11 protein-coding genes are annotated in these 13,460 nt (G+C 61.1%); 10 read left to right on the top strand and 1 reads right to left on the bottom strand.

What is annotated here, in order from left to right; genetic code table 11:
- The first annotated feature begins 47 nt into the window (after positions 1-47).
- The 5 genes from BHC62_RS02210 (at position 48) to tldD (ending at position 8,418) form a co-directional block, all read left to right on the top strand.
- A complete protein-coding gene (locus tag BHC62_RS02210; RefSeq protein ID WP_070994109.1) occupies positions 48-644 on the top strand; it encodes a nucleoside triphosphate pyrophosphatase in 597 nt (198 codons plus the stop codon).
- Positions 645-713: 69 nt separating this feature from the next.
- Positions 714-2,171, top strand: a complete 1,458-nt coding sequence (gene rng / locus BHC62_RS02205; RefSeq protein WP_029291823.1) for a ribonuclease G — start codon at positions 714-716, stop codon at positions 2,169-2,171.
- Between the two features lie 75 nt (positions 2,172-2,246).
- Positions 2,247-6,062, top strand: a complete 3,816-nt coding sequence (locus tag BHC62_RS02200) for a YhdP family protein (protein WP_070994108.1) — start codon at positions 2,247-2,249, stop codon at positions 6,060-6,062.
- A 48-nt stretch (positions 6,063-6,110) separates the two neighbouring features.
- Positions 6,111-6,959: a carbon-nitrogen hydrolase family protein gene (locus BHC62_RS02195; RefSeq protein WP_070994107.1), complete on the top strand. Its 849-nt coding sequence runs from the start codon at positions 6,111-6,113 to the stop codon at positions 6,957-6,959.
- A gap of 16 nt (positions 6,960-6,975) precedes the next feature.
- Positions 6,976-8,418, top strand: a complete 1,443-nt coding sequence (tldD, locus tag BHC62_RS02190) for a metalloprotease TldD (protein ID WP_029291818.1) — start codon at positions 6,976-6,978, stop codon at positions 8,416-8,418.
- A gap of 45 nt (positions 8,419-8,463) precedes the next feature.
- On the opposite strand, the gene yjgA is transcribed toward tldD, so the two are convergent.
- Positions 8,464-8,985: a ribosome biogenesis factor YjgA gene (yjgA, locus tag BHC62_RS02185; RefSeq protein ID WP_029291815.1), complete on the bottom strand. Its 522-nt coding sequence runs from the start codon at positions 8,983-8,985 to the stop codon at positions 8,464-8,466.
- 108 nt (positions 8,986-9,093) lie between these two features.
- Here yjgA and pmbA point away from each other — a divergent pair, with 108 nt between their 5' ends.
- From pmbA to BHC62_RS02160, 5 genes are all read left to right on the top strand, one after another.
- Complete coding sequence (gene pmbA / locus BHC62_RS02180) at positions 9,094-10,440, top strand: metalloprotease PmbA (protein WP_070994106.1); 1,347 nt, start codon at positions 9,094-9,096, stop codon at positions 10,438-10,440.
- Between the two features lie 150 nt (positions 10,441-10,590).
- Entirely contained in the window at positions 10,591-10,986 is a 396-nt protein-coding gene (locus tag BHC62_RS02175; RefSeq protein ID WP_029291811.1) for a hypothetical protein, read from the top strand.
- Complete coding sequence (locus tag BHC62_RS02170) at positions 10,979-12,355, top strand: lyase family protein (RefSeq protein ID WP_070994105.1); 1,377 nt, start codon at positions 10,979-10,981, stop codon at positions 12,353-12,355. Before BHC62_RS02175 ends, BHC62_RS02170 begins: the two co-directional genes overlap by 8 nt.
- Before the next feature lie 27 nt (positions 12,356-12,382).
- Positions 12,383-12,826, top strand: a complete 444-nt coding sequence (locus BHC62_RS02165; RefSeq protein ID WP_029291807.1) for a hypothetical protein — start codon at positions 12,383-12,385, stop codon at positions 12,824-12,826.
- A 1-nt stretch (position 12,827) separates the two neighbouring features.
- Positions 12,828-13,439: a superoxide dismutase gene (locus BHC62_RS02160; RefSeq protein ID WP_029291805.1), complete on the top strand. Its 612-nt coding sequence runs from the start codon at positions 12,828-12,830 to the stop codon at positions 13,437-13,439.
- Positions 13,440-13,460 lie beyond the last annotated feature (21 nt).

Raw genomic sequence — 13,460 nt, 5'->3', positions numbered from 1 at the left:
GGTCGCGAGGCTCTGCCTGGTTATCGAACCCACAGGGAGAGTCTGCAATGCATGCGCTTTATCTGGCCTCCGGCTCTCCTCGGCGGCGCGAGCTGCTGACCCAGATCGGCGTGCCGTTCACCGTGGTCAACGCCGCCATCGATGAAACCCCCTTGGGCGACGAATCGCCCGCGTCCTACGTCGAACGCCTGGCCCGTGGCAAAGCCGCCGCAGGCCTGGCGACATTGACCGATACCGCGAATGCCTGCGTGCTGGGCGCCGATACCGCCGTCATCCTCGATGGGCGGATCCTGGGCAAGCCCCTTGACCAGGCCGATGCCCTTGCCATGTTGCTGGCCCTTTCTGATCGTGAACACGAAGTCCTCACCGCCATTGCCGTGCTCGACGGCCAGCGCTGCGAAACGCGCCTGGTCAGTAGCCGCGTGCGCTTTCGCAAGGTTTCCACACACGAGGCAACGACTTACTGGCACAGCGGGGAACCCCAGGACAAGGCGGGCGGCTATGCTATCCAAGGGTTGGCGGCAGTATTCGTCGCCGGCCTCAATGGCAGTTACTCCGCAGTCGTTGGTCTGCCGGTCTGCGAAACAGCAGAACTGCTGGGCCATTTCGGCATACCCTGTTGGCAACACCTTTCCGTGCGCTGAACGCGTTACTCCAGCGCCACATTTAAGCGATCGGCCACTATTGTGAAAACGCCTGAACGAGACCCAGCCATGAGTGAAGAGATTCTGATCAATATCACGCCGATGGAATCGCGCGTGGCGGTGGTAGAAAACGGTGTTTTGCAGGAAGTGCACGTCGAGCGCACCCAGAAGCGCGGGATCGTTGGCAATATCTATAAAGGCAAGGTCGTGCGGGTATTGCCGGGCATGCAGGCGGCTTTTGTGGATATCGGCCTGGACCGTGCTGCGTTTATCCATGCCTCGGAAATTTCCCTGCGCGAAGGTCCGGCGGTCGAGAGCATCAGCGCCCTCGTGCATGAAGGGCAGAGCCTGGTGGTGCAAGTCACCAAAGACCCGATCGGCTCCAAGGGCGCGCGCCTGACCACGCAACTATCGATTCCATCGCGCTACCTGGTGTACATGCCACGCACCGCCCATGTCGGCATTTCCCTGAAAATCGAAGACGAAGGTGAGCGTGAGCGTCTGAAAAAGGTCGTCAGCGATTGCGTGGCGGCCGAAGGCATCAAGGAAGCGGGCGGCTTTATCCTGCGCACCGCCGCCGAGGGCGCCGGTGCCGACGAGATCCTCATGGACATCCGCTACCTGCGGCGCCTGTGGGATCAGATCGCTGCCCAGATCAAGACCATCGGCGCGCCGAGCGTCATCTATGAGGACCTGGGCCTGGCCCTGCGTACCCTGCGTGATCTGGTCAGCCCGAAGATCGAGAAAATTCGCATCGATTCGCGGGAAACTTTCCAACGAACCACGCAATTTGTCGCCGAACTGATGCCGGAAATCGCCGACCGCCTTGAACACTATCCCGGCGAGCGGCCGATTTTTGACCTGTATGGCGTCGAGGACGAAATCCAGAAGGCCCTGGAACGCAAGGTGCCGCTCAAGTCCGGCGGCTACCTGGTGGTGGACCCGGCGGAAGCCATGAGCACCATTGACGTGAACACCGGCGCCTTCGTTGGCCATCGCAACCTTGAAGAAACCATCTTCAAGACCAACCTCGAAGCCGCCACTGCCATTGCCCGCCAACTGCGCCTGCGTAACCTGGGCGGGATCATCATCATCGACTTCATCGACATGGAAGATGAAGAGCACCAGCGCCAGGTGTTGCGCACCCTTGAGAAGCAGCTGGAGCGCGATCACGCCAAGACCAACATCATCGGTATCACCGAGTTGGGCCTGGTGCAGATGACCCGCAAGCGTACTCGCGAAAGCCTTGAGCAAGTGCTGTGCGAGCCGTGCAGCAGTTGCCAGGGGCGCGGCAAGTTGAAGACCCCGGAAACGGTTTGCTACGAGATTTTCCGGGAAATCCTACGGGAGGCGCGCGCTTACCAGGCCGAGGGTTACAGAGTTTTGGCCAACCAGAAGGTGGTGGACCGATTGCTGGACGAAGAGTCGGGCAACGTTGCGGAGTTGGAGGGGTTTATTGGCCGCACCATCCGTTTCCAGGTCGAAACCATGTATTCCCAGGAACAATACGACGTGGTGCTGCTCTGATCCGCATCAGTCCTTTTCAACGAGACCGGCAAACCTTGAGCTGCCGTCCGACTATTACCTTGAGGGTCGCCTGACATGGAGCGTCTGCAACGCTTTTTTGCCGCACTGACCCGTTGGGGCCTTGGCCTGTGTGCATTGCTGTTGGTCCTGGCGGCGGTCTACGTCAGCCTGGGCCGTGAATTGACGCCATTGGTCGCGGAGTACCGCGGCGAAGTCGAGGCCAAGGCACAGGCGGCGGTCGACATGCCACTGAGCATCGGCAGCCTGGAAGGGCGCTGGAGCGGCTTTGCCCCGGTATTGCTCGCCCATGATGTGATGGTCGGCGAAGGCCCTAGCGCCCTGCGCCTGGACCAGGTGCAAGTGGTGCCCGATCTCTGGGCCAGCCTGCTGGCGTGGGATGTGCGCATCGCCCATCTGGAAGTCAGCGGCTTGCAGCTCAGCGTCAAGGAGGACCAGGACGGGCATTGGGCATTGCAAGGCCTGCCGGTACAGGACGACCAACCCCTGGACCCGGAGCAACTGCTCAAGCGCATGCAAGCGGTGGCGAAGGTCTCGCTGCTGGACAGCCAGGTTACCTTGCAGCCGTTCGACCAAGCGCCGCTGACCTTGACCTACGTGGGCTTGAGCCTGCAAACCGGTGCCACTCGCCAGCGCCTGGATGCCCGCCTGACCTTGCCCGACGGGCAACCGCTGGCCCTGAGCCTGCGCACGCGGATCCGTGCCAGCCAGTGGCGCGACGGTGAGGTCCAGGCTTACCTGAGCCTGCCCCAGAGCAATTGGGCGCAATGGGTTCCGGCGAAGTTGACCCGGGACTGGAAGCTCAGCGAGTTGAAAGCTGGTGGTGAATTCTGGCTGACCTGGGCCAATGGCACGCTGCAAAGCGCGGCCGCGCGGCTCAATGCGCCGCAGGTGAAGGTTCGTTATGCCCAGCGCAAATCCACGAGCATCCAGAATCTGGGGCTGACGGCCTACCTGCAGCGCAGTGACAGTGGCCTGAAGGTGGTCTTCGACTCGTTGGCCATGAACCTGGGCGACACCCGTTGGGAGTCGCACCTGCAATTGCAGCAAACCCTGGCTACCGACAAGGCACAGGAGACCTGGAACCTGCAGGCCGACCGCTTGGACCTGGCGCCGATTACCCCTTTGCTCAACGCCCTGGCGCCATTGCCGGAAGGTTTTGCCAAGACCGTAGAAGCGTTGAAGGCCACGGGCGTACTGCGCAATGTGCGGGTCGATTATCGCCCGCAGGAGGCCGGCGACCAGCGCGTCAGCTTCGCTGCCAACCTCGAGCGCGTAGGCTTTGACGCCTATTTCGGCGCGCCGGCGGCCCGCAATGTATCCGGCAGCATCAGTGGCGACCTGGGCCAGGGCGAGTTGCGCATGGACAGCAAGGATTTCGTCCTGCACCTGGACCCGATTTTCGCCAAGCCCTGGCAGTACATCCAGGCCAATGCACGCCTGACGTGGAAGCTGGATAAGCAAGGCTTCACCCTGATCGCGCCGTATATCAAGGTGCTCGGGGAAGAGGGCAAGGTCGCGGCGGATTTCCTGATTCGCCTGCATTTCGATCATAGCCAGGAAGACTACATGGACCTGCGGGTCGGCATGGTCGATGGCGATGGGCGTTTTACTTCCAAATACTTGCCGGCTGTGTTGAGCCCGGCCCTGGATGAGTGGCTGCGTACTGCGATTCTCAAGGGCGCGGTCGATGAAGGTTTCTTCCAGTACCAAGGCTCGCTGAACCACGATGCGGTGACGGCGGCGCGCAATATCAGCCTGTTCTTCAAGGTGCATGACGCCGAGCTGGCGTTCCAGCCGGGCTGGCCCCATGTCAGCAAGGTGGCCGGTGAAGTGTTCGTCGAAGAGACCGGCGTGCGCATCCTGGCCAGCAAGGGGCAACTGCTCGATACCAAGGTCAAGGATATCTACGTCAACATTCCCCATGCGCTGCCTGGCCATGACAGCCATTTGCTGCTGACGGGCGGTTTTGCCGGCGGTCTGGGGGACGGCCTGAAGATCCTTCAGGACGCACCCATCGGCACGGCGTCGACGTTTGCCGGCTGGAAAGGCGAGGGCGACCTACAGGGTTCCCTGGACCTGGATATTCCCCTGGCGAAGGGTACCGAGCCGAAAATTGTAGTGGACTTCAAGACCGACAAGGCGCGCCTGCAACTGGCCGAGCCGACCCTGGACCTGAACCAGCTCAAGGGCGAGTTCCGCTTCGACAGCGCCAAGGGCCTGAGTGGCCAGAACATCAGCGCCCAAGCCTTCGACCGGCCGATCACGGCGCAGATTGCGCCTGGGGGCAAGCCGGGCAATCTCAGCACTCGGGTCACCGCCAAGGGCCAGGTAACGGTCAAGCGCCTTACCGACTGGCTGAAAGTCAGCCAGCCGCTGCCGGTATCCGGGGATATCCCGTATCAACTGCAGCTTGACCTGGATGGCGCCGACAGCCAGTTGCGGGTCAGCTCCAACCTCAAGGGCGTGGCGGTGGACTTGCCTGCGCCATTTGGCATGCCCGCCAGCCAGGGGCGTGACAGTGTGTTCCGCATGACTTTGCAAGGCGCGGAGCGGCGTTACTGGTTTGATTACGGCGAGTTGGCGAACTTTACCTTTGCAGCCCCGGCGGACAACTTTACCCAGGGCCGGGGCGAGCTGTTCCTCGGTGATGGCGATGCCTTGTTGCCCGGTGGCAAGGGCCTGCGGATTCGCGGGGTGCTGTCGGAACTGGATATCGATCCCTGGAAGAAGTTGGTGGAGCGCTACGCCGGCAATGATCCGGGCGGCAATGCCAAGCAACTGCTGAGCAGTGCCGATTTCAAGATCGGCAAGCTGACCGGGTTTGGGACCCAACTCGATCAGGTCACCCTGAAACTGGATCGCAAGCCCGCCGCCTGGGGCTTGCAGCTCGACAGCCAGCAGGCCAAGGGCACTGTTGGCCTGCCAGATGCCAAGGGCGCGCCCATTGCCATCAACCTGCAGTATGTGAAGCTGCCGGCGGTCGACCCTACGGTACAGGCCGATGAAAACGCGCCTGATCCCCTGGCCGGCATCGATCCCAAGGATATTCCCGCGCTGGATATCGCCATTGCCCAGTTGTTCCAGGGCCCCGACCTGATCGGCGCCTGGTCCTTGAAGGTGCGTCCGACAGCCAAGGGCATGGCCTTCAACAACCTCGACCTGGGTCTCAAGGGCATGCAGCTCAAGGGCGCTGGTGGTTGGGAAGGGGCTCCTGGCGCCAGCAACAGCTGGTACAAGGGGCGCCTGGATGGCAAGAATATCGCCGATGTGCTCAAGGGCTGGGGCTTTGCGCCCACCGTGACCAGCCAGGATTTTCATCTGGATGTAGACGGGCGCTGGCCGGGTTCGCCTGCGTGGGTCGGGCCCAAGCGTTTTTCCGGCAGCCTGGATGCGTCGTTCCGCAAGGGCCAGTTTGTCGAGGTCGAGGGCGGTGCCCAGGCGTTGCGGGTGTTTGGCCTGCTGAACTTCAACTCCATTGGCCGGCGTTTGCGCCTGGACTTCTCGGATTTGCTTGGCAAGGGCCTGAGCTATGACCGGGTCAAGGGCCTGCTGGCTGCCAGCAATGGTGTGTTTGTGACCCGCGAGCCGATAATCCTCACGGGGCCGTCGAGCAACCTGGAACTCAACGGTACCCTGGACCTGGTGGCTGATCGCGTCGATGCCAAGTTACTGGTGACCTTGCCGGTGACCAACAACCTGCCTATCGCCGCATTGATCGTCGGCGCGCCGGCCATTGGTGGCGCGTTGTTTTTGATCGACAAGTTGATCGGTGATCGGGTTTCGCGTTTTGCCAGCGTCCAGTACAAGGTGGAAGGGCCATGGAAAGATCCAAAAATCACCTTCGACAAGCCATTTGAAAAACCACAATAAGCGCCTGTGGAGTAGCATGGCCCCATGCTTTTTATGGAGTGTCGGCCCATGTCCTTTGCGGTAATCCAGATGGTCAGCCAGAGCGATGTCCTGGCCAACCTGGCCCAGGCCAGGCGCTTGTTGGAGCAGGCGGCGGCAGGGGGCGCGCAACTGGCGGTCCTGCCGGAAAACTTCGCCGCCATGGGCCGGCGCGATGTGGCCGCCATCGGCCGCGCCGAAGCCTTGGGCGATGGGCCGATCCTGCCCTGGTTGAAACTGGCCGCCCGTGACCTCAACTTATGGATAGTGGCCGGCACATTGCCGTTGCCTTCATTGGATCACCCCGATGCCAAGTCCAATGCCTGCTCGTTGTTGATCGACGCGCAGGGTCAGATCGTCGCCCGCTACGACAAGCTGCACCTGTTTGACGTGGATGTGGCTGACGCGCGCGGTCGTTATCGTGAATCCGACGACTATGCTTACGGCAACCAAGTGGTGGTGGCCGATACGCCGGTCGGGCGCCTGGGGTTGACGGTCTGTTATGACCTGCGCTTCCCGGAGCTATACAGCGAATTACGTGCTGCGGGTGCCGAATTGATTACCGCACCCTCGGCTTTTACGGCGGTAACGGGCGCGGCGCACTGGGATGTGTTGATCCGTGCGCGGGCCATCGAAACCCAGTGTTACCTGCTGGCGGCCGCACAGGGTGGCGTGCATCCGGGGCCGCGGGAAACCTATGGCCACGGGGCGATTGTTGATCCGTGGGGGCGAGTGTTGGCACAACAGGATCAAGGCGAAGCGGTGTTGTTGGCCGAACGTGATAGTAGCGAACAAGCGTCGATACGGGCGCGCATGCCGGTGGCAGGCCACCGGCGCTTTTTCTCGCAGGGCGCACAGCGACCTGCTTCAGAACGATGAATTTAAGGCCGAACCTATGAGCGAGTTGTTGTCCTCAGTCAGTGAACACCTCCTGGCGCCCGGTGGCGTGACCATCGAAAGTCTGCAAACCGTACTGGGCGACCTGGCCGGGCCTGGCATCGATGCCGCCGACCTGTATTTCCAGGGGCAGATCTCCGAGTCATGGTCCCTGGAAGATGGGATCGTCAAGGACGGCAGTTTCAACCTGGACCAAGGGGTTGGGGTGCGTGCGCAGTCCGGTGAGAAGACCGGCTTTGCCTATAGCAATGCCATCACCCTGGAAGCCCTGGGCCTGGCAGCTCGTGCGGCGCGCTCAATTTCCCGTGCCGGCCAGAACGGTACCGTGCAGGCGTTCAGTACCCAGGACGTGACCCAGTTGTACGGCCCGGACAACCCGCTGGAAGTGATCAGCCGGGCCGAAAAGGTCGAGCTGCTCAAGCGTGTAGATGCCGCAACCCGTGCCCTCGACCCGCGTATCCAGCAGGTGAGTGTGAGCATGGCCGGTGTCTGGGAGCGCATCCTGGTGGCGTCCACCGATGGCAGCCTGGCGGCGGATGTGCGGCCGTTGGTGCGCTTCAATGTCAGTGTGATCGTCGAGCAGAACGGCCGTCGCGAGCGTGGCGGCCATGGCGGCGGCGGGCGTACGGATTATCGCTATTTCCTCACCGAAGACCGAGCCATGGGCTATGCCCGCGAGGCGTTGCGCCAGGCGCTGGTCAACCTGGAAGCCATCCCGGCGCCGGCCGGTACGCTGCCGGTGGTGCTGGGTTCGGGCTGGTCCGGTGTATTGCTGCATGAAGCGGTGGGGCACGGCCTGGAAGGCGATTTCAACCGCAAGGGCAGTTCCGCCTATAGCGGGCGCATGGGCGAAATGGTCGCCTCGAAGCTCTGCACCATCGTTGATGACGGCACATTGGCCGGTCGTCGTGGCTCCCTGAGCGTCGACGATGAAGGCACGCCCACCGAGTGCACCACGCTGATCGAAAACGGCGTGCTCAAGGGTTATATGCAAGACAAGCTCAACGCGCGCCTGATGGGCGTGGCGCGCACCGGCAACGGTCGGCGTGAGTCCTACGCGCATTTGCCGATGCCGCGCATGACCAATACCTACATGCTGGCGGGCGAAAGCGACCCGGCAGAGATCATTGCCTCGGTCAAACGCGGGATCTATTGCGCCAACCTGGGTGGCGGCCAGGTGGATATCACCAGCGGCAAGTTCGTGTTCTCTACCAGCGAAGCCTATTTGATCGAGGACGGCAAGATTACCGCACCGGTCAAGGGCGCAACCTTGATTGGCAACGGCCCGGAGGCCATGAGCAAGGTGTCGATGGTCGGTAACGACCTGGCGTTGGACAGTGGTGTAGGGATGTGTGGCAAGGATGGGCAGTCGGTGCCGGTCGGTGTCGGCCAGCCAACCCTGAAAATTGATGCGATCACCGTGGGTGGCACGGGATCGTAAGGCGTGGAGCTTCGGGTGGCGAAGACCGCCACCCGGGGAAGAGGATCAGCGCAGGCCGCGTTGAGTCTCGTCCAGCTCACGGATGTACTTGAAGATTTTACGGCTGGTGGCCGGCGCCTTGTTCTGTGCCAGTTCGTGCTGGGCCTGACGGATCAGGGAGCGCAGTTGCTGGCGGTCGGCATCCGGATAGTCCAGGACGAACTTCTCCAATACAGCGTCGTCACCGCCGATCAGGCGGTCGCGCCAACGCTCCAGGTTATGGAAGCGTTCGTTGTACTGGCGGGTGGAAGCATCGAGTTGGTCGAGCAAAGTCAGAATGGCGTCAGTGTCCTGGTCGCGCATCAGCTTGCCGATAAACATGATGTGCCGTTTACGCGCGATGTTCGCGGTGTGCTTGGGTGCATCTGCCAGGGCCCGGCGCATTTCGTCGGTCAATGGCAGTTTGGCAATCAAGTCCGGCTTGAGTGTTGTAAGGCGCTCGCCGAGATCAACCAGAGCATGCAGCTCGCGTTTGACCTGGGTTTTGCTTTTCTCCCCATCGAGGGAGTCGTCGTAAGAATCAACCATGGTGGCAGTCCGCAAAGAAACGCCGCCATGATAACCAGTCGGGGGCCGCTTGTCCGGCCCGGTCGCTCGATGGCCTTAACCGAAAGCAGAATTTGAGTGGAGAAAACCATGAGTGCAGCCCAAAGCGTCGGTCCACAAGCGTTACCGGCACTGCAGGAACAAGTTGAGCAGATCATTGCCGAGGCCAAGCGCCAGGGTGCCAGTGCCTGTGAAGTGGCGGTGTCGCTGGAGCAGGGCTTGTCGACTTCGGTGCGCCAGCGGGAAGTGGAAACCGTTGAGTTCAACCGTGACCAGGGTTTTGGCATCACCTTGTATGTAGGGCAGCGCAAGGGGTCGGCCAGTACCTCGGCCAGCGGTCCGGAAGCCATTCGCGAAACCGTTGCTGCCGCCCTGGCAATTGCCAAGCACACCTCCGAAGACGAGGCGTCCGGTTTGGCGGATGCGGCCTTGATGGCGCGCGACCTGAAAGATTTCGATCTGTATCACGCCTGGGATATCACTCCCGAGCAGGCCATCGAAAAGGCCCTGGCCTGCGAAGCTGCGGCATTCGATACCGATAGCCGGATCAAGAATGCCGATGGCACTACCCTGAGCACTCATCAGGGTTGCCGTGTGTATGGCAACAGTCATGGCTTTATCGGCGGCTATGCGTCGACACGCCATAGCTTGAGCTGCGTGATGATCGCCGAGGCCGATGGCCAGATGCAGCGTGACTACTGGTATGACGTAAGCCGCCAGGGTGAGTTGCTGGCGGATCCGGTGAGCATTGGCCAGCGCGCTGCGCAACGGGCCGCGAGCCGCCTGGGCGCGCGCCCGGTGCCGACTTGCGAAGTGCCGGTGCTGTTTTCGGCGGAGTTGGCCGGCGGTCTGTTCGGTAGCTTCCTGGGGGCGATTTCCGGGGGGAACCTGTACCGCAAGTCGTCGTTCCTTGAGGGGGCGATGGGGCAGAAGTTGTTTCCTGAGTGGCTGACCCTGGATGAACGTCCGCACCTGATGCGCGCCATGGGTAGCTCGGCCTTTGATGGTGATGGCCTGGCGACCTACGCCAAGCCGTTTGTCGAAAATGGTGAGCTGGTGTCCTACGTGCTCGGCACCTACGCCGGGCGCAAGCTTGGTTTGCCCAGTACCGCGAACTCCGGTGGCGTTCACAACCTGTTCGTGACCCATGGCGATGAAGACCAGGCGGCGCTGCTGCGGCGCATGGGTCGTGGCTTGCTGGTGACCGAGTTGATGGGGCACGGCTTGAACATGGTGACGGGTGATTATTCCCGAGGCGCGGCGGGTTTCTGGGTGGAGAATGGTGAAATCCAGTTCGCCGTCCAGGAAGTGACCATCGCCGGCAATATGCGCGATATGTTCAAGCAGATCGTCGCCGTGGGTAACGATCTGGAACTGCGCAGCAATATCCGCACCGGTTCGGTGCTGATCGAACGGATGACCGTTGCCGGCAGCTAAACACTATTCCTTACACAGCAGCGCCACCCCAAGGGTGGCGCTTTTTTTTGCCTGGAATCTCACAAGGCCGACAAAGCTATAAGTTCAATGGCTTGTTTTGATTCTCAATATCATTTAATAATAAATATCATTATCGAGTGAGCTTGGATCATGAGTTCTGTCCTGCACGAGGATCCCTACCTGGAAAGCTGGCGCTGGATGAGTCGCCAGATTCGCTGTGGGCTCAACCCTGACGAGCCACGCCTGATCGAACATTACCTAAACGAAGGGCGTTATCTGGCCTGCTGCACGGCCACGCACCCGTGGACCATCGCTGAGACCTCGTTTCGCCTGTTGATCGATACCGCCACCGATATCGCCTTGCCCTGGCATTGGCGGTCCACGTGCCTGGACCAGGCCTGGCGCCCGCTACGCGACCTGGAAAACCTCTCTCACTGTGCCTGCCGCCTCAAGCGCTGGCAGACCTTTGCCTGGCAATTGGCGACCTGTGAATTGTTGCCGTCTATTTCTCACTCCGACTTGGTGCAAGGATCTTCCGATGAGTAATACCCGTATCGAACGCGACAGCATGGGCGAGTTGCAAGTACCCGCAGAAGCTTTGTATGGCGCCCAGACTCAGCGTGCGGTGAACAACTTCCCGATCAGCCACCAACGCATGCCGACCCAGTTCATTCGCGCCCTGATCCTGGCCAAGGCTGCGGCTGCCAAGGCCAATGTCGACCTCAAGCAGATCAGCGAAGGCCAGGGCAAAGCCATCGTCGAGGCCGCCCAGGGCTTGCTGGGAGGCGACTTCATGCAGCATTTCCCGGTGGATATTTTCCAAACCGGTTCCGGCACCAGTTCCAACATGAACGCCAACGAAGTGATCGCGACCCTGGCCAGCCGCCTGCTGGGCGAGGCGGTCAACCCGAACGACCACGTCAACTGCGGGCAGAGCAGCAACGACATCATCCCGACCACCATCCATGTCAGCGCCGCGCTGGTGCTGCATGAGCAGACTTTGCCGGCGTTGCTGCACTTGGTTGAAGTGATCGAGCGCAAGGCGGTTGAAGTCCATCCGTTCATCAAGACCGGGCGTACGCACCTCATGGATGCCATGCCGGTGCGCATGAGCCAGGTCCTGGAGGGTTGGGCGCAGCAACTCAAGGCCAATATCGGTCACCTGCAAGGCCTGTTGCCAAGTCTGCAAGCCCTGGCTCAGGGCGGCACCGCGGTTGGGACCGGGATCAATGCACACCCAGAATTCGCTGCACGTTTCAGCCAGCAACTGAGCCGTCTGACCCAGGTGCAGTTCACACCGGGCAAGAACCTGTTCGCCTTGATTGGCTCCCAGGACACTGCCGTTGCCGTTTCCGGCCAACTCAAAGCCATTGCCGTAACACTGATGAAAATCGCCAACGACCTGCGCTGGATGAACTCCGGCCCACTGGCAGGCCTTGGTGAAATCGAGCTCGAAGGCCTGCAGCCGGGGTCGTCGATCATGCCCGGCAAGGTCAACCCGGTGATCCCGGAGGCCACCGCGATGGTTGCAGCGCAGGTTATCGGCAATGACAGCGTAATCACCATCGCAGGCCAGTCCGGCAACTTCGAACTCAACGTGATGCTGCCGATCATCGCCCAGAGCCTGCTCGGCAGCCTGGAGTTGCTGGCCAACTCCAGCCGCCTGCTGGCGGACAAGGCCATCGCCAGCTTCAAGGTCAACGAACCCAAGCTCAAGGAAGCGCTGTCGCGCAACCCGATCCTGGTCACTGCACTCAACCCGATCATTGGTTACCAAAAGGCCGCTGAAATCGCCAAGAAAGCCTACCAACAAGGCCGGCCGGTGATTGATGTGGCGCTCGAGCACACCGACTTGCCGCGCAGCCAACTGGAAGTCCTGCTGGACCCGGAAAAGCTCACGGCGGGTGGCGTGTAATTACCGACCCTGCTTTGGAGGCTCACCATGGAGCACTGGAAACGCACGATCGAACGGGCCAATCGCTGCTTTATGCAGGGCGAACTGGTGGATGCCCGCGAGCATTACCTGCAGGCCCTGGCCCTGGCCCAAGTGTTGTTTGAGCGCTGGGGTGATGCCGACGAGGCTGTGGCAGCTTGCGTTATTTCCCACCACAACCTGGCGGACCTGCACCTGCGCCTGAATCAGCCTGAGGAAAGCGCCGAATACCTCTGCGCCATTCACCAGCGCTTGCTGCAGACGATGCAGGACACCCGGCTGCCTCAAGCCTTGCGCGAGGCGGCCTTGCGCCAGAGCAGCAAGACCTACGTCGAACTGTTGAATTTCATCAGCGATCACGGCGAGTACCCCCGTACCCATCGCTTGCTGGGCAGCAATACGGCGCAGACGGATACGCCGACCCGCAACAGCCCTTTTTATGGAGCACATTGATATGTCCTACACCTTGCCTGCCTTGCCCTACGCCTACGATGCCCTGGAGCCGCATATCGATGCGCAAACCATGGAAATCCACTACACCAAGCACCACCAGACCTATATCAATAACCTCAATGCTGCCGTCGAAGGCACCGAGTTTGCAGGCTGGCCGGTAGAAAAACTGGTCTCCAGCGTCCAGCAACTACCGGAAAAACTGCGTGCGGCAGTGATCAACCAAGGCGGTGGGCATGCCAACCATTCGTTGTTCTGGGCGGTCATGTCGCCCAAGGGTGGTGGTAAGCCCGAGGGCGCCCTGGGTCAGGCGATTGACGCGCAGCTGGGTGGTTTTGACGCATTCAAGGATGCATTCACCAAGGCCGCGCTGACTCGCTTTGGCAGTGGTTGGGCCTGGCTGAGCGTCACCCCGCAAAAGACCCTTGTCGTCGAAAGCAGTGGCAACCAGGACAGCCCATTGATGAACGGCAATACGCCGATCCTCGGCCTGGACGTCTGGGAGCACGCCTACTATCTGCTCTATCAAAACCGTCGCCCTGAGTACATCAACGCCTTCTACAGTGTTATCAACTGGCCGGAAGTCGCTGAGCGCTACCAGGCTGCACTGGCTTAATGCCCTCTCATAACAAGACCT

It is taken from the genome of Pseudomonas sp. 06C 126 (genome assembly GCF_001855215.1).
Classification (GTDB): Bacteria; Pseudomonadota; Gammaproteobacteria; order Pseudomonadales; family Pseudomonadaceae; genus Aquipseudomonas; species Aquipseudomonas proteolytica.
This window is presented reverse-complemented; position numbering and strand designations above follow the sequence as displayed.